This is a genomic window from Labrys methylaminiphilus subsp. lupini (assembly GCF_051161885.1).
GTDB lineage: Bacteria > Pseudomonadota > Alphaproteobacteria > Rhizobiales > Labraceae > Labrys.
The window spans coordinates 265,608-290,580 of the sequence record NZ_JBMDIH010000001.1 but is presented as its reverse complement, the minus strand read 5'-3'; the positions used below and the strand labels follow the sequence as shown (position 1 = coordinate 290,580).

Annotated in this window: 20 protein-coding genes; 14 read left to right on the top strand and 6 right to left on the bottom strand. The window is 64.6% G+C overall.

Going from position 1 to position 24,973, the window contains the following annotated elements:
* Nucleotide 1: 1 nt before the first annotated feature.
* The 5 genes from ACN6KF_RS01265 (at nt 2) to ACN6KF_RS01245 (ending at nt 4,471) form a co-directional block, all read left to right on the top strand.
* The gene (locus ACN6KF_RS01265) at nt 2–1,336 is read left to right on the top strand and encodes a cytosine deaminase (RefSeq protein WP_434955087.1); all 1,335 of its coding nucleotides are present in this window, start codon (nt 2–4) and stop codon (nt 1,334–1,336) included.
* A gap of 126 nt (nt 1,337–1,462) precedes the next feature.
* Nucleotides 1,463–2,872, top strand: a complete 1,410-nt coding sequence (locus ACN6KF_RS01260; RefSeq protein WP_434955086.1) for an FAD-binding oxidoreductase — start codon at nt 1,463–1,465, stop codon at nt 2,870–2,872.
* Between the two features lie 98 nt (nt 2,873–2,970).
* A complete protein-coding gene (locus ACN6KF_RS01255) occupies nt 2,971–3,279 on the top strand; it encodes a cupin domain-containing protein (protein ID WP_434955085.1) in 309 nt (102 codons plus the stop codon).
* Entirely contained in the window at nt 3,279–3,860 is a 582-nt protein-coding gene (locus tag ACN6KF_RS01250; protein ID WP_434955084.1) for an NAD(P)H-dependent oxidoreductase, read from the top strand. The genes ACN6KF_RS01255 and ACN6KF_RS01250 overlap by 1 nt, the downstream gene beginning before the upstream one ends.
* A gap of 125 nt (nt 3,861–3,985) precedes the next feature.
* A complete protein-coding gene (locus ACN6KF_RS01245; protein ID WP_434955083.1) occupies nt 3,986–4,471 on the top strand; it encodes a MarR family winged helix-turn-helix transcriptional regulator in 486 nt (161 codons plus the stop codon).
* 186 nt (nt 4,472–4,657) lie between these two features.
* On the opposite strand, the gene ACN6KF_RS01240 is transcribed toward ACN6KF_RS01245, so the two are convergent.
* Entirely contained in the window at nt 4,658–5,278 is a 621-nt protein-coding gene (locus ACN6KF_RS01240; RefSeq protein WP_434955082.1) for a glucose-6-phosphate isomerase, read from the bottom strand.
* A 272-nt stretch (nt 5,279–5,550) separates the two neighbouring features.
* On the opposite strand from ACN6KF_RS01240, the gene ACN6KF_RS01235 reads away from it, so the two are divergent.
* The 9 genes from ACN6KF_RS01235 (at nt 5,551) to ACN6KF_RS01195 (ending at nt 17,914) form a co-directional block, all read left to right on the top strand.
* Entirely contained in the window at nt 5,551–6,519 is a 969-nt protein-coding gene (locus ACN6KF_RS01235; RefSeq protein WP_434955081.1) for a substrate-binding domain-containing protein, read from the top strand.
* A gap of 215 nt (nt 6,520–6,734) precedes the next feature.
* On the top strand, nt 6,735–8,261 hold the full coding sequence (locus ACN6KF_RS01230; protein WP_434955080.1) for a sugar ABC transporter ATP-binding protein: 1,527 nt from the start codon (nt 6,735–6,737) through the stop codon (nt 8,259–8,261).
* Nucleotides 8,258–9,247 (top strand): ABC transporter permease, encoded by a 990-nt coding sequence (locus ACN6KF_RS01225; protein ID WP_149252057.1) that lies wholly within the window; start codon nt 8,258–8,260, stop codon nt 9,245–9,247. Before ACN6KF_RS01230 ends, ACN6KF_RS01225 begins: the two co-directional genes overlap by 4 nt.
* 139 nt (nt 9,248–9,386) lie before the next feature.
* A complete protein-coding gene (locus tag ACN6KF_RS01220; RefSeq protein WP_434955079.1) occupies nt 9,387–10,535 on the top strand; it encodes a glycerol dehydrogenase in 1,149 nt (382 codons plus the stop codon).
* 53 nt (nt 10,536–10,588) lie between these two features.
* Nucleotides 10,589–11,605: a galactitol-1-phosphate 5-dehydrogenase gene (locus ACN6KF_RS01215; RefSeq protein WP_434955078.1), complete on the top strand. Its 1,017-nt coding sequence runs from the start codon at nt 10,589–10,591 to the stop codon at nt 11,603–11,605.
* A 95-nt stretch (nt 11,606–11,700) separates the two neighbouring features.
* Nucleotides 11,701–13,218: an FGGY-family carbohydrate kinase gene (locus ACN6KF_RS01210; RefSeq protein WP_434955077.1), complete on the top strand. Its 1,518-nt coding sequence runs from the start codon at nt 11,701–11,703 to the stop codon at nt 13,216–13,218.
* Nucleotides 13,218–14,216: a sugar-binding transcriptional regulator gene (locus tag ACN6KF_RS01205; RefSeq protein WP_434955076.1), complete on the top strand. Its 999-nt coding sequence runs from the start codon at nt 13,218–13,220 to the stop codon at nt 14,214–14,216. Before ACN6KF_RS01210 ends, ACN6KF_RS01205 begins: the two co-directional genes overlap by 1 nt.
* Complete coding sequence (deoC, locus tag ACN6KF_RS01200; protein WP_434955075.1) at nt 14,209–15,285, top strand: deoxyribose-phosphate aldolase; 1,077 nt, start codon at nt 14,209–14,211, stop codon at nt 15,283–15,285. Before ACN6KF_RS01205 ends, deoC begins: the two co-directional genes overlap by 8 nt.
* A 232-nt stretch (nt 15,286–15,517) precedes the next feature.
* Nucleotides 15,518–17,914: an aldehyde dehydrogenase family protein gene (locus ACN6KF_RS01195; protein ID WP_434955074.1), complete on the top strand. Its 2,397-nt coding sequence runs from the start codon at nt 15,518–15,520 to the stop codon at nt 17,912–17,914.
* A 21-nt stretch (nt 17,915–17,935) separates the two neighbouring features.
* On the opposite strand, the gene ACN6KF_RS01190 is transcribed toward ACN6KF_RS01195, so the two are convergent.
* The 5 genes from ACN6KF_RS01190 to ACN6KF_RS01170 form a co-directional block, all read right to left on the bottom strand.
* Entirely contained in the window at nt 17,936–21,040 is a 3,105-nt protein-coding gene (locus ACN6KF_RS01190; RefSeq protein WP_434955073.1) for an ABC transporter transmembrane domain-containing protein, read from the bottom strand.
* 256 nt (nt 21,041–21,296) lie between these two features.
* On the bottom strand, nt 21,297–22,082 hold the full coding sequence (locus ACN6KF_RS01185) for a winged helix-turn-helix domain-containing protein (RefSeq protein WP_434955072.1): 786 nt from the start codon (nt 22,080–22,082) through the stop codon (nt 21,297–21,299).
* A gap of 227 nt (nt 22,083–22,309) precedes the next feature.
* Entirely contained in the window at nt 22,310–23,392 is a 1,083-nt protein-coding gene (locus ACN6KF_RS01180; protein ID WP_434955071.1) for a helix-turn-helix transcriptional regulator, read from the bottom strand.
* An 83-nt stretch (nt 23,393–23,475) separates the two neighbouring features.
* On the bottom strand, nt 23,476–23,940 hold the full coding sequence (locus ACN6KF_RS01175; protein WP_434955070.1) for a GNAT family N-acetyltransferase: 465 nt from the start codon (nt 23,938–23,940) through the stop codon (nt 23,476–23,478).
* A gap of 28 nt (nt 23,941–23,968) precedes the next feature.
* Nucleotides 23,969–24,886 (bottom strand): LysR family transcriptional regulator, encoded by a 918-nt coding sequence (locus ACN6KF_RS01170; protein WP_434955069.1) that lies wholly within the window; start codon nt 24,884–24,886, stop codon nt 23,969–23,971.
* Nucleotides 24,887–24,973 lie beyond the last annotated feature (87 nt).

Below are 24,973 nucleotides of genomic sequence, written 5' to 3'. Positions count from 1 at the left end.
CGTGTCCAAGCCCCTCGCAGTTCCCACCGATGGCCGATGGTCGGTCGAGGCCAGCGTGCCGGCCTGCCTGGTGTCGCAACCACTGGCCGGCGCCGACCAGGATGGCCTGACACGCATCTGCCTGACCGTCGCGGACGGGCGCATCGAGGCGATCGAGGCCGTGACAGGTCCCTCCGGTACACTCAGCGCAGGCATGGTCTTCCCGAGCTTCGTGGAACTGCACACCCATCTAGACAAGGGCCATATCTGGCCGCGCCGCCGCAACCCCGACGGCACCTTCTTCGGGGCTCTCGACAACGTGACCCTGGATCGCGAGGCTCATTGGTCGGCCGCCGATGTCGCCGCCCGCATGGATTTCTCACTACGCTGCGCCTATGCGCACGGCACCTCCGCCATCCGTACCCATCTCGATTCGATCGGCAAGCAGATCGGCATCTCCTGGCCTGTTCTTGCCGAAATGCGCGAAAAATGGGCGGGCCGCATCGAATTGCAGGCCGTCGCGCTGTTTTCCATCGAGCATGTGGCCGATCGCGCCCACATGTCCGACATAACCGCCGCCCTGCGCGCGCATGACGGTATCCTGGGCGGCGTCACCTATATGGTGCCCGAGCTCGACCAGGGCCTGGACACGCTGTTCCGCCTCGCCGCCGACAACGGCTTCGATCTCGATTTCCATGTCGACGAGACCCAGGACCCCGAAGCCCGCACACTAAGCCATATCGCCGAGGCGGCCCTGCGGCATCGCTTCGCCGGCCAGGTCACGGTCGGCCATTGCTGTTCCCTCGCCCGGCAGGAGGAGGACGAGATCAAGGCTACCATCGACAAGGTGGCGCAGGCCGGCATCGCCGTGGTCTCGCTGCCAATGTGCAATCTCTATCTGCAGGACCGCGTGCCCGGCCGCACCCCCCGCTCGCGCGGCGTGACGCTGCTGCACGAATTGAAGGCGGCGGGCGTGCCGGTCGCGGTCTCCTCCGACAATACGCGCGACCCCTTCTATGCCTATGGCGATCTCGATGCCCTCGAAGTCTTCCGCGAGGCGACGCGCGTGGCCCATCTCGACCATCCCTTCGGCGACTGGCCAAAGGCGGTTACGGCGACGCCGGCCTCGGTGATGGGCATCGATGCCGGGCGGCTGCGTGTCGGTGGGCCGGCCGATTTCGTGCTGTTCAAGGCCAGGAGCTGGACGGAGCTGCTGTCCCGCCCGCAGGCCGATCGCATCGTGGTGCGCAAGGGCCAGGCCATCGACACCGCTTTGCCAGACTATGAGGAACTCGATGCGGTGCTGTCAGACCGAACCGAAGGTTTGGTCCGGCGATCGCAGGCCAGCGGCCCCTAGGCGCTCAATCAACCAGACTTGACGCACCAGACATGGTGTGCCGATCTCCAGATCGGCATTTTTCTTCGACGGAACGCTTCGCTTCCAAGAATGCCGATCTGGAGATCGGCACTCCGAGATCCGCCCATGACCGACATCGCCGCCCTCAAGGCCCGCCTGCCCGAAATCCGCATCGAGGATCACCCGACCTTGGTGCGGCAGAAGAGCCGCGACTTCTTCTGGTATTCGCCGGTGCTCAAGCGCGAGCTCGACCACATCACCGGCGATTGCATCATCTTCGCCAAATCCACGGACGACGTCGTCGCCACGCTCGCCGCCTGCTACGCGCTCGACATTCCGGTGACGCCCCGCGGCACCGGCACCGGCAATTACGGCCAGGCGATGCCGCTGTCGCGGGGGGCCGTGCTCGATCTGTCCTTCATGGACAAGATCATCTCGATCGAGCCGGGCGTGCTGGTCGCCGAAGCCGGCGCGGTGATGGCCGAGATCGACAAACAGACGCAAGCCCATTCCGGCCAGGAATTGCGTCTGCATCCCTCCACCGCGAAGACGGCCACCATCGGCGGCTTCGTCGCCGGCGGCTCGGGCGGCGTCGGCTCGATCACCTGGGGCGGCCTGCGCGACTGGGGCAATATCACCCGCCTCAAGGTAGTGACGATGGAGGCAAGCCCACGCATCCTCGATCTCACCGGCGAGGATCTGCACAAGGTCAGCCATGCCTACGGCACCAACGGCATCATCACGGAAGTCGAGATGCCACTGACATCGGCCTTCAAGTGGATCGACGTCATCGTCGGCTTCGATACGCTCGCCGAGGCGGCCGCCTTCGCCAACGAGACCGGCGAGGCTGACGGCATCCTCAAGAAGCAGCTCGCGGTGGTGGCCGCGCCGGCCGCGCATGACTATTTCAACCGGCACCGGCGTTGGATCCCGCGCGACAAGCATATCGTCTGCGCCATGATCGCCCCGCAGAACTACGATGCCTTCCTCACCATCACCCGCCGGCGCAAGGGCGCAGAACTGTTGTTCTCGACGTCGGGCATGAGCGAGGCGGACCGCAAGGGCCTGCCCGACATCTACGAACTCGGCTGGAACCACACCACGCTGCGTGCCCTCAAGCTCGATCCCACCATCACCTATCTTCAGACGCTCTACCCCTTCCCCAACCAGCTCGAACTCGTCTCCAAGATCCATGCCGTCTTCGGCGACGAAGTGGTGGCCCATCTCGAATTCGTGCGCTTCGACGGCAAGATCACCTGCTTCGGCCTGCCGCTCGTCAAGTTCACCACCGCGGAGCGCCTCGACGAGATCATCCGCATCCACGAGGACATGGGTGCGCCGGTGTTCAACCCGCACCGCTACACGCTGGAGGAAGGCGGCATGAAGCAGACCGACGAGATGCAGCTCGCCTTCAAGCGCGAAGCCGATCCCAAGGGCCTGCTCAATCCCGGCAAGATGATCGCCTGGGACGATCCCGATTATGACTATTCCTCGAACCGGACCTATCTTTTCCGGGGCATGCAAATGGAAGCCTGATCGGCTTGCCAGGATATCGGACACACTCGCCTGCCAAATGCACCTCGCCACGAAATGGCGAGGTCCAACACCAAACCATAGCTATGAAAGGCCCTGCCATGTGTGGAGCACACAACAGCGACAACACCAATCTGGCGACCGGAACGCTCCAGGTCGACGATGAGCGGGTGCGCATCACCCGCTACGATTTCGAGCCCGGCCAGGAGACGGGCTGGCACCGCCATGAATATCCCTATGCCGTGGTTCCATTGGTCGACGGCACGCTGCGTATCGTCGACACGCAAGGCGAGAAGCTGGTTCCACTCGCTGCCGGCACCTCCTACTCGCGCCCGGCCGGCGTCGAGCACAATGTCTTCAACGGCGGCCAGTCCCACATGGCCTTCGTCGAGGTCGAGATGAAGGGCTGATGCGGGTCCTCGTCCTCTTCTCGCACCCTTGCGAGGAATCCTTCGGCGCGGCGCTGCATACCTGCGCCGTGGAGACCTTGCGCAAGGCCGGCCATGAGGTCGACGACTGCGACCTCTATGCCGAAGGGTTCCAGCCCGTGCTCACGGCCGCCGAACGGCGCACCTATCACGACACCGCAAAAAACCGCGATGGCGTGGCTGATTATGTTGAACGCCTGCAACGGGCGCAGGTGCTGGTGATCGTCACGCCGATCTGGAACTACGGCTTTCCGGCCATCCTCAAGGGGTTTTTCGACCGGGTCTTCCTGCCCGGCGTGTCCTTCACCCTGGTCGACGGCAAGGTCCAGGGCAATTTGCACAACATCACCAAGGTGGTGGCCGTCACCACCTATGGCGGCTCGCATCTGAAGGCCCTGCTGATGAGCGATCCGCCCCGCCGCGTGGTCACGCGCATGCTGCGGGCTGTGGTGAAGCCCTTCGCGCGCTTTCAATACCTCGCCCATTACTCGATGAACCTGTCGACCGACCGCTCGCGCGCTGCCTTCCTGACCAGAGTGGAGAAGGCACTGGCCAAGGTTTAGAGCCTACGTCGGACAGGAAATATTTACCGGATTTCAGGCTAAAGCCGACGAAATCCTCGACATTTTCTGTGAGAAACTGTATCTGAAGCCGGCTACAGCAAATCATCAGCCGGCGGATCATTACCATGCGACATCCGGCCTCCAAGACACTTGGTTATCAGTTGATCCACGTGGCCCGCCTGCATCGGGCCCGCACCGCCAAACTCCTCGAAGGACTTGGCCTGTTCCCGGGCCAGGAACAGGTGCTCGAAGCCCTTGCCGGGCGAGAAGCCCTGTCGATGAGCGAATTGGCGGAAATCCTGCGCGTCAGGCCCCCGACAGCCTCCAAGACGATTGCGCGCCTGTCGGCCGCCGGCCTGATCGAGCGCAAGGCGACCGACGGTGATGGGCGCGTCGTGCGCGTGGGCCTGAGCGCGGACGGCAAGGAAAAGGCCACGGCTATCGCGGCCCTGGCGCTCGACATCGAGGCGGAAGCCACCAGCCATCTCGACAACAAGGACCGCAAGCGCCTGCGCAAATTGCTCAAGCGAGTCGAGAAAGGCTTCAAGCACGCGCTCGGCGGCGAGATCGACGCCGATGATGACGACGAGGGCGACGCCGACGAGGCTTGAGGAGTGGGAAAGCCTTCTCCCCTTGCGGGAGAAGGTGGCGCGAAGCGCCGGATGAGGGGTTTTGCAACCTTACCGTTCTTCGTGGCTCAACGCCCGCCTCCGATTCGAATTGGATGAGTCGGGAGACCCCTCATCCGCCCCTTCAGGGCACCTTCTCCCGCAAGGGGAGAAGGGAAGTCGCGCACCTCACCTCGCCATGATGGCCTCGACCAACTCCTTAGCCCGGAACTGGTAGCCAGCATTGTCGACGGCCGCCCATCCGCCCTTGCCGTCATCGACGATACGGCTGCGCATGCCGCCGGCCTTGGCGATGATGTCATAGTCCTGGCCTGAGTCGGCGGGATAGGCGAAGGTCATCACCAGATCGGTCGAGCCGACATTGACCGAGCGGTGGATCCAGTAGGGCGGCACATAGCACAGGCTGCGCGGCCCGATCTCGACGCTGCGGATTTCTCCGGCCGGCGATTCCAGCAGCATGATGCCGTGTCCGCTCTCGCCGTAATACATTTCCGGACGATTGGGATTGGCGTGGATGTGGCCGCGCGTGAGGAAATATTCCCGCCCCACCTTGCCTGGAATCATGCGGGTAACCCCGATGATCATGTCGCCGGCATCCGCCGAGGGTTTGTAATCCGTCACCTCGTAAACCACCTTGTCGCCGAGTTCGGCGAGGACGGTTCGATAGGCAGCCTCGTCTTCATAGAGGCCGGCAAGATCGCCCATCGTCTTGGTGTAGCGGTTGGTTGCCCCCCGCAATTCCCCGTTCTCGACATCGACGACGCACAGACCCGGCTCGCGCATGGGCATATCAACCAACCTTTCTTTTGATTGCGGCGCTCTTGGAAGCTCGCCATTCTGTAGCATCACTACATTTTTATCAGCACCCCGACAACCCTCGGCGCACTATTTTAACTCATTTTAAGCTAATTTAGACAATATTGCGTTGCAATATTTCACGTATGTGATTTTGTTTCAATTTTTTAAAATTTGGATCGCTTGACCCCTGTCAAAAAATGTACTTATGCTACAGAACAGGGCCAGGAAAAACGCCCTGACGGACGACGTGGAGGAGAGAGCCAATGAAGAAAACCCTTTTGGGCGGCAGCCTGGCCGCAGCATTGCTGGCCGGCACGATGGGCATGGCGAGCGCCGCCGACTGCAAGATCGGCGTGGCGATGTACACGCTGAGCGCCCCCTATTTCGCCGCCCAGCAGGCCGCCGCCATCGATCAGGGCAAGAAGGCCGGTTGTGAGGTCACCACCTCCGATGGCCAGAACGACATGGGCAAGCAGATCTCCGACGTCGAGGACATGGTCGCCAAGGGCGTCAACCTCCTGATTCTCAACCCGCGCGATCCGGAAGGCCTCGTCGGGGCAGCCAATGCCGCCACCGCGGCTGGCGTGAAGGTGGTGGTGATGGATTCATCGATCAACACCAAGGCCAAGATCGTCACCCAGGTGCGCTCCTCCAACGACCAGAACGGCTTCCTCGTCGGCCAGTGGCTGGCCAAGAAGATGCAGGGCAAGCCCGTCAAGATCATCCTGCTCTCCGGCTCCCAGGGCAATGAAGTGGGCCGCGACCGCCGCCTCGGCGTCTTCCGCGGCCTTGTAGAGGGCCAGCTCGTCAATGACGGCAAGGCCAGCTTCGAGGTGCTCGGCCAGGGCTGGGGCAATTGGGCGACCGAGGACGGCCTCAAGGCCGCCGAGGACCTGCTGCAGGCCCATCCTGACGTCACCGTGCTGCTCGCAGAGAACGATTCGATGGCGCTGGGCGGCATGAAGGCGCTGCAGGCCGCCGGCAAGACCGACGTGCTGGTGCTCGCCGCCGCCGATGGCCAGAAGGAAGCGCTCGCTCTCATCAAGGACGGCAAATATGGCGCGACCGGCCTCAACGATCCGGATCTGGTGGCGCGTACCGCTGTCGATATCGGCCTGAAGGCGCTCAAGGGCGAGCTCTCCCCCGACACGCCCAAGCTCGAACTCACCACGCCGGCGGTGATCACTCAGGAGAACGTCGACAAGTTCTACAAGAAGGACGCGGTGTTCTAAGCGGCGGCTTCGGCGTCATGCGCCTTCTCCCCTTGTGGGAGAAGGTGCCCCGAAGGGGCGGATGAGGGGTCTCGTACCCCATCCGAAACAACTTCAGGGACAAGCACCAAGAACAGAGAGGTTTCGTCAACCCCTCATCCGGCGCTTCGCGCCACCTTCTCCCACACGGGGAGAAGGCAATAGTCGCCCTGCGATATCCAAACCAGCGAGGCATCATGTCCGAACTCGCCAGGCTCACCGCCATCACCAAGTCCTTCGGCGGCGTACACGCCCTCAAGGGCGTCGACTTCGACGTCCAGAGTGGCGAGGTTCATGCCTTGCTCGGCGAGAACGGCGCCGGCAAGTCGACGCTGATGCGTGTGCTGGGCGGCGAACTGCACCCCAGCAGTGGTGAGGTGACGGTCGCCGGACGTCACGTCGACTTCCGCGATCCGCGCCTGGCCAGGGCACTCGGCATCGCCGTGATCCATCAGGAATTGGCCCTTGCCCCCGATTTGTCGGTGGCGGAGAACATCTTCCTGGGCGAACTGCCCGGGGTCTTCGCAGGGCCGGGGCTGAGAAAGCGCGCCGGCGAATTGATCAAGCGGCTCGGCTTCGACATCGATCCCGGCGAGCGCGTCGGCAATCTCGCCGTCGCCCATCAGCAGGTGGTCGAGATCGCCAAGGCGCTGTCGCGCGAGGTCAAGATCATCATTTTCGACGAGCCGACCGCCGTGCTGTCGGATCGGGATGCCGAGCGCCTGCACAAGGTCATCACCGATCTGCGCAGCCATGGCGTCGGTGTCGTCTATATCTCCCATCGCCTCGAGGAGGTGATGCGGATCTCCGATCGCATGACCGTGATGAAGGACGGCCAGCTCGTCGGCACCGTCGCCGCCAAGGACGTGACCATCGACGACATCATCCGGATGATGGTCGGCCGGCCGCTCTCCGCCCTCTTTCCCGAGAAGGGGGAGCGCAGGATCGGCGAGGAAGTGATCAGCGTGTCCGCGCTCCATGCCGGCCGCAAGGTCCGCAATGTCAGCCTCGCCGTGCGCGCCGGCGAGATCGTCGGCCTCGGTGGCCTGGTCGGCTCCGGACGTACCGAGGTCGCCCGCCTGATCTTCGGTGCCGACAGGCCCGATAGCGGCGCCATCAAGTTCAAAGGCAAGCCGGTGCATTTCCGCTCGCCGCGCGACGCCGTCGCGGCGGGCGTCGGGCTGGTCCCTGAGGATCGCAAGCATCAGGGCGTCATCCTCGACAAGCCCATCCGGGTGAACGCCACCATGGCTCGGATGTCGTCGGTCACCACTGCGCTCGGCTTCCTGCGCCGGGGCTTGGAACGGCGCACCGTTGGCGAACTCGGCCAGAGCCTGCGCCTCAAGGCCGCCAGCGTCGACGCGCCCGTATCGAGCCTGTCGGGCGGCAACCAGCAGAAGGTGGTGCTGGCCAAGTGGTTCCATGCCGACGGCGATCTCATCATCCTCGACGAGCCGACCCGTGGCGTCGACGTCGGCGCGAAAACCGAGATCTACACGCTCGTCAACCGCCTGGCGGAAGCCGGCAAGGCCGTCCTGGTAATCTCTTCCGAACATCAGGAGCTCTTCGGCTTGTGCGACCGCGTGCTGGTGATGCGCGAGGGCGAGATCCGCGGCGAACTCAGCCCGGGCGATTACAGCGAGGAAAACCTGCTTTCCCTGGCCATGAGCGAAGGCGGGCAACCCGGCAAAGCAATTCAAGCGGCGAATGGTATAGGACAATGACAGCTCTCAGCGAGAACCGCGGCGACGGCAAGCGCGGCTATGATCTCGGCGCCCTGGTGCAGCGTTTCGCGACCCTCGGCATCTTCCTGGTCCTGGTCATCGTCGCCTCCGTGTGGACCGACAGCTTCCTGACCAAGAACAACATCCTGAACGTGCTCCGCCAAGTCGCCTCCGGCGCTGGCATCATGTCGGTTGGCATGCTTTTCGTCATCCTCACCCGCGGCATCGACCTTTCGGTCGGTTCGGTGCTGGCGCTGGGCTGTGTGCTGACGGCCTATTTCATCGCCAAGCTCGGCTATGGCGTCGGCGTCAGCATCGCGCTGGTGATCTTGTGCGGCGCCGCCTGCGGCCTCGCCGTCGGCTTCTTCGTCGCCTATATGCGCCTGCCCTCCTTCGTGATGTCGCTGGCCATGATGGCGATCGCCCGCTCGCTCTCCTTCATGATCTCGGAAGGGCGGCCGATCTCGATCGGTGACGGCGGCCAGGCCCTGGCCGATTTCGGTGCCGGCTACTGGCTCGGCATACCCCAGCCCGTCATCCTGATGTTCGCGGTGTTCATCGTCGGCGGCATCGTGCTCTCCTTCACGCGCTTCGGTCGCATCATCACCGCCATCGGCTCCAACGAGGAAGCGGTGCGGCTGTCCGGCATTGCGGTGCCGCGCTATGTCCTGGCCGTCTATGTGATCTCCGGGGCGCTGGCCGGCCTCGCCGGCGTGATTTCCGCCAGCCGCACCACCATCGGCTCGGCCCAGGTCGGCGTCGGCATGGAGCTCAACGTCATCGCAGCCGTGGTGATCGGCGGCGCCAGCCTGATGGGCGGGCGCGGCGACGTGGTCAACACGCTGCTGGGCACGCTGGTGATGGGCATCATCGCCAACATCATGAACCTCGCCGGGGTGCCCGGCTACAGCCAGCAGCTCTATACCGGCCTGATCATCGTGGTCGCGATGCTGCTGCAATACGCAACCGGCACTCTGAAGCGATAGACGACAACCCAACGCGCTGCCGACTCCGTTGACAGCGCGTATTTTTCTGTCTAAATTTTCACATAAATGATCTTATTTCACAAATGTGAATATTGATCATTCATCGCCACCAGGCGATGCGACACAGGGAATTCTTCCAATGGCTGAATCTCGCGGGTGGCACAGCGCACAGGGCCGGGCCTTCGGTGGTCCGCTCAAATACATCCAGCGGGCCGGCGAAATCGGCCGCCTCGCCGATCATTTACGCCCTCTCGGCAAGCAGGCCTTCCTGCTCGTCGACGGCTTCGTCTTCGAAAAGCTCGGCGCCTCCATCCTAGCCTCGCTCGAAGGCAGCGGCCTCGGCCTCACCATGGAGAAGTTCAACGGCGAATGCTGCCGCGAGGAGATCGACCGGGTGACATCCCTGGTCTCCCAGGCCAACGCGGATATCGTCGTCGGCATCGGCGGCGGCAAAACGGCCGACACCGCCAAGCTGGCCGCGATCGCCAACGATGCCCGCATCGCCATCGTGCCCACCATCGCCTCCACGGACGCACCGACCAGCGCCATCGCGGTGACCTACACGCCGCAGGGCGTGTTCAAGGAATCCTTCATGCTGCCACGCAATCCGGACGTGGTGGTGGTTGACAGCGCCCTGATCGCCAAGGCCCCCGCCCGCTTCCTGGTGGCCGGCATCGGCGATGCCCTCTCCACCTGGTTCGAAGCCCGCTCCAACCTGGAATCGCGCTCCGACAACTTCATCGCCGGCGGCTATCCGGCCCCGCTGGCTGGCATTGCCATCGCCAAGGCCTGCCATGAAGTGCTGATGCGCGATGCGCTGGCAGCCAAGCTCGCGGTCGAGAAGGGCGCGCTGACGCCAGCCGTCGAGAACATCATCGAGGCCAATACGCTGCTCAGCGGCCTGGGTTTTGAGAATTGCGCTGTTTCCGCCGCCCACGGCATCCATGACGGCCTGACGGCTCTGGAGGAAAGCCATGGCTTTTTCCACGGCGAGAAGGTCGCCTTCGGCGTGCTCTGCCTCCTGATGCTGGAAGGGCGTCCGCTCGCCGAGATCGAAGAAACCGCCCGCTTCTGCAAAGCGGTGGGCCTGCCGACCACCCTTGCCGACCTCAGGCTCGGCAAGGCCACAGCCGCCGACATCGAGCGCGTCGCCAAGGCGGCCCTCAAGGAGGGGTCGATCACCTGGCGGGTCGCGGTGCCCTTGTCGGTGGAAATCGTCCGCGATGCCATCATCGCCCTGGACGCCTTCACTTCCTCACTCTTCGGCGCGGAGCGGCAGGCCGTTTGACGGCCCCTGCTCCCCCTTCCCCAACACCTCCTCCATATTCAAGGACTTTGACCATGCGCGCAGCCGTCATGTATTCGCCGGGTGACATCCGCCTCGAGGAGGTTCCCAAGCCGGTCGCGGCAACCGGAGAGGTGCTATTGCGTGTTGCGGCTGTCGGGGTATGCGGCTCGGACCTTCCTCGCATGCTGACCAAGGGCGCCCATCGCATGCCGATCATCTGCGGGCATGAATTCTCGGGCCATATTTCGGAGATCGGGTCGGGCGTGACCGGTTTCGAGAAGGGCGAACTCGTCGGCGTCGCCCCGCTCATCCCCTGCCGGGTCTGCGATCAATGCGCGACCGGCAATTTCTCGCGCTGCCGCAACTATGACTATTTCGGCAGCCGGCGCGACGGTGCCTATACCGAATTCGTCTCGGTGCCGGTGGGCAATCTGCTCAAGGCCCCGGCGGATGCCGATCCCCGCGCCATCGCCATGACCGACCCGGCCTCGATCGCCCTCCACGCCGTCTGGAAGGCCCCGCCCACCGTTGGTCAGCGCGGCGGCGTCATCGGCTGCGGCCCGATCGGGCTGTTCGCCATCCAGTGGATGAAACTTATGGGCTGCACGGAAGTCGTCGCCGTCGACGTCTCCGAGCAGAAGCTCGAACAGGCGCGCGAGGCCGGTGCGACCCACACCCAGCTGATCACCGATCCGCTGCCGGCTGGGCTGAACTGCGACCTCATCGTCGAGGCCGCCGGGCATCCCTCCTCGATCAACTTCGCCGCCAAGCTGGCCGGCCCCGGCGGTCATGTCGTGTTCATCGGAATCCCTGTCGGCGAGGTCCCGCTGGAGAACCAGACCTTCCAGCACTTCCTGCGCCAGGAAGTGTCGCTGCATGGAGCCTGGAACTCCTTCGGCGCCCCGTTCCCCGGCAAGCAATGGACGGTATCGCTCGAGGCTCTCGCCACCGGCAAGCTCAAATGGGAGTTCATGATCACCCATGAACTCACGCTCGAGGAACTGCCCGGCATGTTCGAGAGCTTCAAGCGCAAGAACGAGTTCTTCTCCAAGGTGATGTTCAGGCCGTAAACTGTAAAATCGACACAAAAGCACGTCGATCCTTACCCTCCCCTGGAGGGGGAGGGTGAAGCGGACAAGATGTCCGCGCTCCCGGAGAACCACTCATGCCACGTCTTCTCGGCCTGGATTTCGGCACCGGCGGCATCAGGGTCGGCGTGTTCGACCTTGAAAGCCGTGCGATGCTTGGTGAGCGGGAGGTCCAATACCCCACCCGCCACCCGCATCCGGGCTGGGCGGAGCAGTCGCCGATCGACTGGTGGGACGCGCTCGGGCAGGCCAGCCGCGGCCTGATGCGCGACCTCGGCTCGCCTCATATCGATGGCGTCTGCGCCGCCACCACGGCCTCGACCGTGGTCGCCTGCAAACGGGATGGCACGCCCCTGCGCCCCTCCCTCCTGTGGATGGACTGCCGGGCTGCCGAAGAAGCGGCCCGGACCGCGCTCTCGCAGCACCCCGTGCTGGCCTATGCCGGCGGCGGCGATGCGGCCGAATGGCTTGTGCCCAAGGCGATGTGGCTCTCGCGCCACGAGCCGGACGTCTATGCCGGGGCCGACATCATCTGCGAGTGCCTCGACTACATCAATTTCAGGCTGACGGGCCTGTGGGTCGGCTCGCGCATGAACGCGACCTGCAAATGGAACTACGATTCCGTCACCCGCCGCTTCCCTGACGAGCTCTACGCCGAATTCGGCATTCCCGACCTCGCCACCAAACTGCCAGATGATATCAAGGCGGTGGGCGCACCGATCGCGCCGGTCAGCGCCACGGCGGCCGAGCATCTCGGCCTCGTTAACAGGCCCATGCTGGCCCAGGGCGGCATCGATGCGCATACCGGCATCGCGGGCGCAGGCACGCTGCGGCCGGGCGAACATCTGCTGATCGGCGGCACCTCGATCGTCCATCTCTTCCAGCTCGCGGCGCAGGCACCGGTCACCGGCTTCTGGGGGCCATATCCCCATGCCCTGGTCGAGGATTATTGGCTGGTGGAAGCGGGCCAGGTTTCGGCCGGCTCCGTGATGTCCTGGTATGCGCGCGATATGTTCGGGCTCGACCAGCAGGAGCGCGCTGCCCTGGTGCAGGAAGCGAGCGCGTTGCCGGTCGGCGGCACCGGCCTGCTCACGCTCGATTATTTCATGGGCAACCGGACGCCCTATCGCGATCCCCTGCTGCGCGGCGCCGTACTCGGCCTGTCGCTCAGCCATTCCAGGGCGGACCTCTATCGCTCCGCCGTCGAAGCGGTGGCGCTGGGTTCGGCAAACGTGTTCCGCCGCATCCGGGAACTCGGCATTGCCTGCAACCGCATCGTCTCTTCGGGCGGCTATGCCAAGAACCCGCTGTGGCTGCAGGCCACGGTCGACGCCATGGGCATGCCCGTCGAACTCCTCAGCCAAACCAATCTCACCCTTGTCGGCACGGCCGCCTGCGCCGCTACCGGCGCCGGCCTGTTTGGCGACCTCTTTGCCGCGGCGGATGCGGTGGCCCAGCCGGTTACGCTGGTCGAGCCCGACCTCGCCGCCCATGCCCGCTATGGTGAATTGCTGCAGGATTATCTTGAAGCGACCGAGCTTCTTGCGCCACTCTCGCGCAAGCTGGCATCAAGACAGCTTGAGGGATCGCGTTGATGAGTGTCGGCAATCTCGACCATGACGTCCAGTTCAGGACCATGTCCGGCGAGCAGCGCGAACTCCTGATGATCCAGGTCGCCAAGCGCTATTACGAGCTCGACATGACCATGGGCGACCTTGCCAAGGAGCTCAACCTCACGCGCTGGCAGGCCAGCCGCCTGCTGACCGAGGCGCGCGAGGCCGGCATCGTGCGCATCGAGATCGTGCCGCGGGCGCCGCGCTCTCCTGACATCGAGTCCAGGCTGCAGCGCCGCTGGAACCTGAAGGAAGCCGTCGTCGTCCCCAACAATGGCGAGGAGGACGAGGGCCTCCTGCTCGATGCCGTGGCGCAGGCTGCCGCACGCATGCTCGCCGGCCTCGGCAAGGTGCCGCTGATCGGCGTCTCCTGGGGCCGCACCATGAGCGCGGTTGCGCACCGCCTGCCGCCCTTCTGGAACGAGGGCGTGGAAGTGGTGCTGCTCAATGGGGCCATGAACATCCGATCGCCCTCTATCCGCACCAACAACACCGCCGAACTCTTCGCCCGCTCGGCCAATGGTACGGCGACCTTGCTGCCGGTGCCGGCCATTCTGGGCCATGCCGCCACCCGCGTGGCGCTGGAACAGGATCCCACTATCGCCAGCGTGCTGGAGCTTGCCCGCAAAGCGCCGGTGATCTGCTTCGGCATGGGCACGATCAGCCCCGATTCCGTGCTGGTGCAATCGGGCTTCGTCACCGAAGCGGAAACGGCGGCCCTCAAGGCGAAAGGCGCCGTCGGCGATATTCTCAGCCGCTATGTCGATGCCCATGGCAATATCGTGGACGCGGACATCGATGCCCGAACCATCGGCCTGGATCTGCGTTTTTGTCGGGAGCGGAAATTCTCGATCGGCGTCGCCGCCGGCAAGTCGAAACAAGCCATAACCCTTGCCTGCCTCAGGGCCGGCTATCTCAACGTGCTCGTCACCGACGAGCAGACAGCACGCTTCCTCCTGGATGAAACCCACCATGGATAAGACCGATAAAGGCACGCCGGCTGCCTCCAAGAAGCCGGGCCAAGTCTCCTCTGCTCAAGCCGCTCCGGCCCTTAGCGTGGTGCCCACCGGCTCCGCCCTGATCGTATCAGGCCAGGGCGCCCATGCCCGCAATCCCGGCACGGCCCTCAAGCCCGAATGGTTCGAGGCGATCGAGGTCAATCTCAGCGCCACCGAACGCCGGGCCGCGACCCTCGGCGGGCGCCGCACGGTGAAGAAGGAATACCAGGCCGCCTGGCTGGTAAAGGCGGTGCAATGCATCGACCTCACCACCCTGGCGGGAGACGACACGCCCGGCCGCGTGCATCGCCTCGCCCTGAAGGCGCGCCGCCCAATCCGCGAGGACATCGTTACAGCCCTCGGCCTCGCCGATGCCCCGCCCACGGTGGGCGCCGTCTGCGTCTATCCCACCATGGTCGGCCCCGCCGTCAAGGCACTCGCCGGTTCCGGCATTCCCGTCGCCTCGGTGGCGACGGGCTTTCCCGCCGGCCTCACCCCGCTGCCGCAGCGCCTTGCCGAAATCCGCTATGCCGTCGACCAGGGCGCCCAGGAGATCGACATCGTCATCAACCGCGCCCAGGTGCTGACGCAGGACTGGAACGCCCTCTATGATGAGATCCGCGCCATGCGCGAGGCCTGCGGCGAGGCCCATCTCAAGGCCATTCTCGCCACCGGTGACCTCAAGACGCTGCGCAATGTCTACAAGGCCAGCATGGTCGCGATGATGGCGGGCTCCGACTTCATCAAGACCTCCACCGGCAAGGAGGACGTCAATGCTACCCTCCCCGTCAGCCTCACCATGCTCCGTGCCCTGCGCGACTATGGCGAGTTCACCGGCGAGGCGGTGGGCTTCAAGCCGGCCGGCGGCCTCAGGACGGCGAAGGACGCCCTGGCCTGGCTCGCTTTGATGAAGGAAGAGCTCGGCCGCCCCTGGCTGGAACCCAATCTTTTCCGCATCGGAGCCTCATCGATGCTCGCCGACATCGAGCGCCAGCTCGAGCATTTCGTGACCGGGCGCTATTCGGCGCTGACTCACCACGCTCTGGCATAGGAAACGCAACGCGAGAACCTTCTCCACGAAGTGGGGAAGGTAGCCCGACGAAGTCGGGTCGGATGGGGTGCAGCCCGCTAGTGGCACCCTCTTCGGACTGAAAGCGCTAGCGGCCCACACCCCATCCGTCATTGCTTGGCAATGACATCTTCCCCACTTCGTGGAGAAGGCCAGGCGCACCTCCCTCCGCTAGGGAAAAGGCACGCCGAAACCTATGCCCAGGAGGCCCCCGATGCCCACCGTCAAGGAAATTCTGCAAACCATGGACTATGGTCCTGCCCCAGAAGCCGACAATCACGTCACGGCCTGGCTCGCGAGCCATGAAAAGGGCTTCAAGCACTTCATCGGCGGAGCCTTTGTCGCCTCCAAGGGCAAGGAAACCTTCGAGGTTGTGAACCCCGCTCGCGATACCCTGCTCGCCAAGGTCGCCGCCGGCACATCCGAGGATGTCGATGCCGCCGTCAAGGCCGCGCGCAAGGCTTTCCCCGCCTGGTCGGCGCTGCCTGGCCATGAACGCGCCCGCTATCTCTACGCCATCGCCCGCCACATCCAGAAGCGCGAGCGTTTCCTCTCGGTGCTGGAGACGCTGGACAATGGCAAGCCGATCCGCGAGAGCCGCGACATCGACATTCCCCTGGTCGCCCGACATTTCTATCACCATGCCGGTTGGGCCGAACTGGTCGAGACCGAATTCGCCGGCTACGGCCCCGTCGGGGTTTGCGGGCAGATCATTCCCTGGAACTTCCCGCTGCTGATGTTGGCCTGGAAGATCGCGCCGGCGCTCGCGGCCGGCAACACGGTGGTGCTCAAGCCCGCCGAGTTCACCCCGCTGACGGCGCTCGCCTTCGCCGAGATCTGCCGCGAAGCCGGGCTGCCGGATGGCGTGGTCAACATCGTCACCGGCGATGGCGCCACGGGTGCGGCCCTCGTCGCTCATCCCGATGTCGACAAGATCGCCTTCACCGGCTCCACCGAGGTCGGACGGCTCATCCGCCAGGCCACGGCGGGCTCGGGCAAGAAGCTTTCGCTCGAACTCGGCGGCAAGTCGCCCTTCATCGTCTATGAGGATGCCGATCTCGACGGCGCCGTGGAAGGCGTGGTCGATGCCATCTGGTTCAACCAGGGCCAGGTCTGCTGCGCCGGTTCACGCCTGCTGATCCAGGAAGGCATCGCCGAACGCTTTCTCGGCAAGCTGCGCCGCCGCATGGAGACGCTGCGCGTCGGCGATCCCCTCGACAAGTCGGTCGACATGGGAGCCATCGTCGCGCCGGTGCAGCTCCAGCGCATCCAGGACCTCGTCAAGAAGGGCGAGCAGGAGGGCGGCACGCTCTGGCAGGCCGATTGCCCCCTGCCGGCCAAGGGCAGCTTCTTCCCGCCCTCGATATTCGTCGATGTGGAACCATCCTCCACGGTCTCGGAGGTCGAGATTTTCGGGCCGGTTGCCGTGGCGATGACCTTCCGCACGCCCGACGAAGCCATCCAGCTTGCCAACCACACGCGCTATGGCCTCGCCGCCTCGATCTGGTCGGAGAACATCAATCGCGCCCTCGACACCGCCGCCCGCATGAAGGCCGGCGTGGTCTGGGTCAACTCGACCAATCTGTTCGACGCCGCTGCCGGCTTCGGCGGCTATCGCGAGAGCGGCTTCGGCCGCGAGGGCGGCCGTGAAGGCCTCTATGAATATCTCAAGCCCGACTGGGAGAAATCCCTGCCCGCGGCCGAGGACAACAAGGCTGGCGCCCTTGGCGTCACGCCAGCCGAGGCGCCTGCAGGTACCGCCCTGCCCAGCATCGACCGCACCGCCAAGCTGTTCGTGGGCGGCAAGCAGGCCCGCCCTGATTCCGGCTACAGCTATACGGTCAAGAGCGCGGCCGGCGCTACGCTCGGCCAGGCCGGCCTCGGCAATCGCAAGGACATCCGCAATGCGGTAGAGGCGGCGACCAAGGCAAGCGGCTGGGGCGCTGCCACGGCGCATAACCGCGCGCAGGTGCTCTACTACATCGCCGAGAACCTGTCGGCCCGTGCCGCCGAGTTCGAGCAGCGCCTGGTAAGCTACGGCCACAGCTCCAAGGCGGCCAAGGCGGAAGTCGAGAAGGCGATCCGGCGCATCTTCTACTACGCCGCCCAGGCCGACAAATATGACGGCCGCGTGCATTCCACCCGTTCGCGCAACGTGACGCTGGCGATGAACGAGCCCTTCGGCGTGGTCGGCATTCTCTGCCCGGATGAAGCGCCGCTGCTCGGATTCGTCTCGCTGGTGCTGCCGGCGATCGCCATGGGCAACCGCGTCGTCGCGGTGCCGTCGCCGGCCTTCCCGCTGGCAGCGACCGACTTCTACCAGATCCTGGAGACCTCGGACGTACCAGCTGGCGTTGTTAACATCGTCACCGGCGCGCGCGACGAACTCGCCAAGACCCTGGCCGAGCACGACGACGTCGACGCCCTCTGGTATCACGGCTCCAAGAGCGGCGCCGCGGCCGCCGAGAAGGCATCGGCCGGCAACCTCAAGGCGACCTGGACCAATCAGGGCCGGCCCCTCGACTGGCTCAAGGACGCGCAGGCCCAGGGCGCCGACTATCTGCGCCATGCCACCCAGGTGAAGAACATCTGGGTGCCCTACGGCGAGTAAGGCCCGCGCTCCAAGAAAGCCTCACGGCTGATCGGCGGCAACCTCGCCGGGCTGTTTGGGTCGATACTGGCCCTTGGTGATCACCTCCTCACCGACCTCGACCAGATGGAGCCCGACGGTGCGCAACAGATGCAGGGCGACGGTGATGTCGCTCTCGACGATATCCAGGAATTCGCGCGTGCCGATGCGCAGGCCCGTCAGATCGGCTATCGCGATCATCGACACCATGCGCGTCTGGCCGAGGATGACGGCGAGGTCGCCAATCAGGCGTCCCGGCAGGATGGTGTCGATCAACTCCTCCTCACCCACCACATTGATCCAGCGCAGCTCGGCACTGCCGGAGGCGACGACATAGGCACCATCGGGCACCTCCCCGGTTCGAAAGACATAGTCGCCGGCTTTGGTCGACATCCAGCGTGAGGCATAGGCGAGCAGCTCGATCTGGCTACGCTTCAGGCCGCGGAAGCTCTCCACAGCAGAGAGCACCTCGACCTTGGCCTGCAGATCGCCCGACATCGAAGCGTGATAGGCTGGGACCGGTGGGCGGCTCGCCCCATTGATCGGGCGGCCATCGCGGATGGTAACCACCAGATCGAAATCCTCGCTCTGAGCGATCTGTGGCTCCAGCACGATGATGGTGCTCTCGGGCAGCAAGCCCCGCAGCCTGAGCCAGATGGCGCGGCGGTCCGCCTCGGAGGCACTCGCCATGGCATGATCGAGCAAGACGAGATCGGGCCGGCGGATCAGGGCCCGGCCAAGGCCGATGCGCTCGCGCACCGCCGGCGAGAGATTGGTGCCGGCGATCGCGGTGCGCACGTCTCCCACCAGCAGGCGCAAGGCGCCGGCCAGCCCTTGTGCCTCCACCACCTCCATCAGCACATGATGAATCTGCCGGCGGGTCGCCTCCGACGGCGCCACGGACAGGCCGAACACCAGGTTTTCCAGCACGGTCAGGTCATAATTATAGGTTCCGGCCTCAATCGGCGAGAAGGTCCCGCCCGCCAGCTCCCTCAGGCGCGCGCCGTGGCGGGCGCGCGCCGCCAGGATGGCCGCAGCAAGCTCGGCAGGAAAATCGGTACCCAGATCACTCGGCGCGATGTTGAAGAGCAACGACAGCAGCGTACCACGCTCGGCGACGCTCATGCCGGCGACATCATGGGCCTGCTCCTTGGACGCGACCGACCTCAAGCGTTCGAACAGCTCGGGGCCGATGGTGGTGAAGCGGCGCAGCAGCGGATGCCGCGGCCCGACTTCGCCGAAGGCCCTGACCAACGTCGAAGCGAGATCGATCGAGAAGGCCAGGAGCTGTTCGGCGATGTCGAGTCCCGCGATGTCAGCCAGGAGAGCTTCACCCGGATGGCTTGATTCAGTCTCGCTGTGATGGTGTACGGCGTAGAGCAGATTCTCACCGATGGTCAGGCCGGGATTGATGGCACCGGGGTCGAAACGGTCGATCTGCTCGGCCAGCCCTTCGGCCTGGAGGCGCAGCGTCACCTCTTCCCGCAGAGCGCGGACGCGGCCAGCGAGATCGTCATGCTGGCCCGCGACAAGATAGCCGTCGAGGGCGCGATCGAGCAGCATTTCCGAACGGCCGATCACCTCGATGACATCGAGCCACCAGGCGTCGACCTCGCTGTCGTTCTTGAAACCGACGAGCCCGCCATCCCTCCAGGAAACATCGAGGCGATCGGTACTGTTGGCGGTCTCCGTCGCTTCGACCAGGGCCTTGGCCGCTTCCCCCGACGGTTCGCCGGAAGACTCCGGCTCTAGATAAAGCGGCAGCCGGGTATTCTGAGCGATGGTGCCACGAAACAGATAGGGCGTGCTGTTGGCGACGCCGATACGCGCGGCCAGCATAGTCGGGCTGGCGCCGGCGAGATCGAGGCCGGATATGGTCACCTGCCCAGCGCTGGGCATCGAAGCACCAGAGAGCAGATCGCACAGGGCCCGTCGCACCAGCATGTCCGCGCTCTGAATGGCAACGAGCGACCCGCCGGGTATGACAAGATCGACCTGGTCGAGCAGAGGCACGCCGCCAAGGCCCGGCATGGTGACGTCGCGCAAATGGATCGCCCCGTTCAGGCGGGGGACGTCGGCATCTGCCACCACGGGAGCCAGCGCCTCCGGCACTTCGAACTGCTCCAGCAGGCTGTCATAGCGTGAGGATGCCTCCTGGGCCTGGTTCCAGTAGGTCAGCAATTCGCGCCAGGGATCGGCAATGTCGCGGGACGCGGAGAGCGCCGCGATCAGGGCGCCGACGCTGAGTTGGCCATGGATGACCAGATAGCCGCCGATCAGGAAGAACAGGAAGGGGGTGAGCTGGGTGATCGAATTGTTGACGAACTTGATCAGGAATTTACGCTCGAAAATGAGCAACCGGATCGTATAGAGCTCACCCAGCTGCTTGCTGAATTCGGCAAGCCGGTAGCGCAAACCGCCATTCTGGCGCAGATCGGCGACGCCGGCGACGCTTTCCCCAATGCGCTCCGACAGGGCGCGCACCCTGCCGACGCGCTGATGATGAAGCCTGTTCACATAGCGCTGCATACGTGGGATCAGGTAGGCCTGGACCGGGATGAGGCCGATACCGGCAACGCCGAGCCAGACATTCTGGAGAAAAAGGAAGGCGACGATGGTCAGGATCTGGCCGAACTGGAACACCGGCTGGGCGAAGGCATCGCCCATCACTCCGCTCAACGGCTCCGCCTCGGCGGTGACCATCGAAACGACCTCTCCCTGCGAGACAGTATCGAAGCGCTGCAGGGGAAAGCGCAGCACCTGGGCGATCAGCTTGTAGCGCAGCCGCCGGATCATGCGTTCGCCGATGACGCCTCTGTAGATGCTGAGCTGCATCTTGATGACGCCATTGGCCAAGGTGCAGATCAGGAAGGCAACGCACAGCACCACGAGGAGCGTGGTCTGATCGAGATGAAGACCCAGGCGGTTGAGCGGCGTGGCGTGCCCCTGAAGCGCCCCGTTCAGGATGTATTTGGGCAGCTCCAGCGATAGATATAGGACCGGAAAGGAGGCCACGGTCGCGGCAAGCAACAAAAGCTGATGCCGCCTGCTATGGCGCCAGACGAAGGAAAATAGTCCGGATTTGTCCGGATCGCCATTGTTGGACAAAAGCCGCCTCCCGCCCGTTGCGAGATCCCCACATCTTCATGTGTGACTACAACCCACAATAGCAAGCCGCCGGCAGGCGAAAAGCGCTTCGATGTACGTATTGTCGAGCGATGAAGGCCTGTTTCCATAGCGTTTTGCGATTTGACGGCTTCACCTGGAATCGCAAAGGCGCCCAAGCCGATCCGTCGGATTGGCTTGGAAACAAGGAGGCGGAGCAAACCAGCGTTCAGTCATGACCGCGCTTTGCTCAAGGCCATCACCACATATGCAGGGACGTCGTGCCCTGCGCCGTACCGCACCAGGAGGCCGTCTCGATATTGAAGATGAGCGCGCTGACGACCTGCCTGGCGACGTTCTGGTGGAAGGCCATGACGCTCTCGGCCTTGATGAAGAAGGATTGCGTCAGCAGGCGATGGCCCGATCGGGCATCGGACAGGGTCACGATGACATTGAGGTGGGGCACGCCGGCCACGACCTGCCCTTCGACCAGATAGTCGATACCGGCGACCGATCTGGACGATGTCTTGCGCCGCGCCGGCGGCTGCACCAGGATCACGCGCGAATTGGCGATCGCCCCCCTGATTTCCTGCACGATGGTGTCGAAGGCAGGCTTCATCGCGCCATCCACCCCACGCAGGCTGAATGGCATCACCGCGACTTTGGCCTCCGCCGCACCACCATCTAAGTCAACGTCGTCGGGCGCCTGCTCCAGTGCCTCCGGCGAATCGGTGAGGCCGCCGGTCGGCATGTACATGTAGCCCCGGCCCGGTACGGTATGGATGATGCGATGCCGCTCGTCTCCGACACTCTGCCGCGCATCGCGAATGCAGCGCAGCAGGGCTGCTTCCGTGACCACCGCGCGCGGCCAGACCGCCGCGAACAATTCGTCCTTGCGGACGACCCTCCCGGCATTGCGGGCAAGGTAGCTCAGCAATTTGAAGGTTCTGGAACGCACCGGCACGCGAGCACCGGCCTTGCGCAATGTACCTCGGCTGAGATCCAGAACGGATTCGCCGAGCCTGTATGTCAGCTCCTGATCCATGTCTCTACTCTCTCGGCAGTGGGTCCGGGCGGGGTTTGCCCCGCTCCATCTGATCTGGTGCCGCCGAGAAAGCGCAGGAGGATTTGCAGGAAGCCTCCGACTGTCTCAGCCGCAGGTCCAGTTTCGCTATTATTGCGAATGAAACATCACCAAAACAGATGAGAGAAAGCCGGTTTTGCCACGACCACGACGCCCTTCGAGCGATTGAAGGGAAGATCCAGCCGGCTTCACGCCATGCGCGGCAGCGGCGCCAGCCCGGCGAGCAGGGCGACCACCTCGGCCTGGCGCCTGCAACCGGTCTTCTCCAGCACACCGCGCACCTGGGTGCGCACCGTATTCGACGTCACCCCGCTATGCTGGGCAATGTCCTCCACGCTGTCGCCCGTGGCGAGGCTGCGGGCGACACGGGCCTCCGCCGGCGTGAGATCGAAAAGGGACTGCACCAGTTCCACCGGCGGTGCCTGCGGCGCCGTCACCGGCGTCAGGATCAGGGTCGCCGCGCTGCTCACGAAAATATCGCGCGCGCTCAGGCGGATCGGCACGATATGGGCAACCATGGCCTCAGGTTCACCCCGTACCGGGAAGGAGCGTACGCTCGCGCCATGCGGCTGATCGATGGTGATGATGGCATCGCGCAGGAGCTTGTCAGCCGCCTTGTCGACGAAGGAGACGCCATCGAAGGCGCGCCAATGCACGAAATCGCCGAGATCCTCGATCAGGTCGTTGGCGGCCAGCACCTTGCCCAGCCGGTCGAGCACCAGCGCCGGTAGACCGAGCGCGGCCAGGGTCTGGCTGGCGACGCGGGCGCGCTCGAGCTGCAGGCGGGCGGTCATCAGCGCACTGCGGGCAAGGTGGGGGCGCAGCGTGTCGAAACGATCGACGAGGGCGCGCTCGGCCGGCCCCTGGGCGAGCCAGCGCGTGAACAAGAGCAGCAGCATTTCCCGGGTCGGCAATTCCACCGTGGTCACGATCATCGAGCCGATGCCGGAGGGGCGCCAGAAATCCCGATAGAGCGGCTCCTGCTCGAGCTCGATCTCCGTCATGATGTCCCGCTCGGTGATGAAGCCCGCTCGCGAGGACGCCAGCACCCGGTTCAGCCCATGGCCGCGCTGCGCGAAACCGCCGGCCAGCGCCGCCTTGGCCCGCTCCCGGGCGCCGGACGACGCCGTGAGCATGGTGGCGTCCTTGCCGAAGACATAGAGGCTGCCGCCAGCGCCCGACGTCATGTCCGAAAGCGCGTCCAGCGTGCCCGGCCATTGCTCCGGCACGAAGGCACATTCGTAGATCCGATCGACCAGTTGCTGATCCATGACGGCTTCCTCGCGAAAGCAACGCTGCATTATTCCAGATCACGTCGCTTTTTCACAAAGGAAATAAGGCCCTCGGTGTCTCATCAGTCGAGTTTCAACTCGAAAAACACCTGATCGCGTAAGAATATACCATCAATCAGTATCCCCTCGGGATAGCCCGTCTCCGGCCGGAAGGCATCCGGCACGATTCGGGTCATGCGAAAGCCCCGGCGCTGATAGAAGCGCAGATTGGCAATATCGGCCGTTGCCGTCGAGACGACCAGCGAGTGCGCGCAGCGCTCCCGGCAGAAGGCGATGGCCGCCTCGACCAGTTCTCGCCCGATACCCACGCCCCGATGCTCGGCCAGCACCGCCAGGCTCTTGAGCTCGAGCACGCCGGACTCGTCGGTGGCGAGGATCTGGGCATGGCCGATGATGGCCTCCCCCTGGCGGGCTACCAGCACATCGCCCAGTCCGATATAGGTGGCGACCTGAACGGGTGAATCATCGGCCAGAGCGAACAGCGCCAGCAAGGCCTCGCGCGGCTCCTCATATCGTTCTATCGGCATCGACACATCCGCAGGCAGGGATCGGGCATCACACGGGTCCGCGCAGCCAGTCCGGGACCTCGCCGAAACCCTCGACCAGGTGATCGACAATGGCCCGCAGCTTGCGCGGCATCGGCTTGACCGGCGGCCAGACCGCGGCGATCGGCAGGGGCAGCGGCGGATGGTCGGGCAGCAGGGCAACCAGCCGGCCATCGGCCAGCGCCTCATGGGCGATGAACATCGGCAGCAGGGCCAGTCCCAGGCCGGCAATCGCCATGTCCCGCATCACCTCGCCATTATTGGCGGCGATGCGCCCGCGCATCGGGACGCTGACGACACCGCCAGAGCCATCGGCCAACTGCCAGACCTGGGTGGCCTGCAGGTTGCGATAGCCGATCGCGGGATGATCGGGCAGGCCGGCAAGATCCTTCGGTGTCCCTCGCCGTTCCAGATAGTCGGGGCTGGCACACACCACCCGCGGATCGTCGCACAATTTGCGGGCGATCAGGCCGGAATCCGACATCTGGCCGATGCGCACGGCGAGGTCGAAGCCGCCGCGCACCAGATCGACGAAGCGATCCTCGTAATCGACCACCAGTTCCAGATCGGGGTGGCGCAGGGCGAAGGCTGCCAGCAACGGGCTGAGATGGCGGATGCCGAAACTCATCGGCGCCGAAATGGCGAGCGAACCGCGCAGGCCCGACATGCCCCAGGCCACGCTCTCGACCGCATTGGTCATCTCGGCCAGAGCCGGCCGCAGCCTCACGGCCAGTTCGGCCGCCGTCTCATTGGGCAGGATGCGCCCGGCATGGCGCTGGAACAGCGGCGCGCCCAAGGCCAGCTCCAGATCGGTGATGCGCTTGCTGACCACCGATTTCGACAGGTTCGCCCGTGCCGCCGCGCCGGAGACCGTGCCGGCCTCCATCACATCCAGGAAGGTCTTGATCTCGTCGATGGTCCATTTCATGGCGAGCGTCCAAATCGGTGGGCCGGTCCCACCTCTGCCTACCCCGTCAGCCCTGCCTTTCCAAGCTCAGCCGTTCGAAATTTTCGA

Coding starts and splice junctions, on each gene's coding strand:
- ACN6KF_RS01260 (WP_434955086.1), top strand. CDS start 1,463: ATGACCGACATCGCCGCCCTCAAGGCCCGCCTGCCCGAAATCCGCATC.
- ACN6KF_RS01255 (WP_434955085.1), top strand. CDS start 2,971: ATGTGTGGAGCACACAACAGCGACAACACCAATCTGGCGACCGGAACG.
- ACN6KF_RS01250 (WP_434955084.1), top strand. CDS start 3,279: ATGCGGGTCCTCGTCCTCTTCTCGCACCCTTGCGAGGAATCCTTCGGC.
- ACN6KF_RS01245 (WP_434955083.1), top strand. CDS start 3,986: ATGCGACATCCGGCCTCCAAGACACTTGGTTATCAGTTGATCCACGTG.
- ACN6KF_RS01240 (WP_434955082.1), bottom strand. CDS start 5,278: ATGCCCATGCGCGAGCCGGGTCTGTGCGTCGTCGATGTCGAGAACGGG.
- ACN6KF_RS01235 (WP_434955081.1), top strand. CDS start 5,551: ATGAAGAAAACCCTTTTGGGCGGCAGCCTGGCCGCAGCATTGCTGGCC.
- ACN6KF_RS01230 (WP_434955080.1), top strand. CDS start 6,735: ATGTCCGAACTCGCCAGGCTCACCGCCATCACCAAGTCCTTCGGCGGC.
- ACN6KF_RS01225 (WP_149252057.1), top strand. CDS start 8,258: ATGACAGCTCTCAGCGAGAACCGCGGCGACGGCAAGCGCGGCTATGAT.
- ACN6KF_RS01220 (WP_434955079.1), top strand. CDS start 9,387: ATGGCTGAATCTCGCGGGTGGCACAGCGCACAGGGCCGGGCCTTCGGT.
- ACN6KF_RS01215 (WP_434955078.1), top strand. CDS start 10,589: ATGCGCGCAGCCGTCATGTATTCGCCGGGTGACATCCGCCTCGAGGAG.
- ACN6KF_RS01210 (WP_434955077.1), top strand. CDS start 11,701: ATGCCACGTCTTCTCGGCCTGGATTTCGGCACCGGCGGCATCAGGGTC.
- ACN6KF_RS01205 (WP_434955076.1), top strand. CDS start 13,218: ATGAGTGTCGGCAATCTCGACCATGACGTCCAGTTCAGGACCATGTCC.
- deoC (WP_434955075.1), top strand. CDS start 14,209: ATGGATAAGACCGATAAAGGCACGCCGGCTGCCTCCAAGAAGCCGGGC.
- ACN6KF_RS01195 (WP_434955074.1), top strand. CDS start 15,518: ATGCCCACCGTCAAGGAAATTCTGCAAACCATGGACTATGGTCCTGCC.
- ACN6KF_RS01185 (WP_434955072.1), bottom strand. CDS start 22,082: ATGGATCAGGAGCTGACATACAGGCTCGGCGAATCCGTTCTGGATCTC.
- ACN6KF_RS01180 (WP_434955071.1), bottom strand. CDS start 23,392: ATGGATCAGCAACTGGTCGATCGGATCTACGAATGTGCCTTCGTGCCG.
- ACN6KF_RS01175 (WP_434955070.1), bottom strand. CDS start 23,940: ATGCCGATAGAACGATATGAGGAGCCGCGCGAGGCCTTGCTGGCGCTG.
- ACN6KF_RS01170 (WP_434955069.1), bottom strand. CDS start 24,886: ATGAAATGGACCATCGACGAGATCAAGACCTTCCTGGATGTGATGGAG.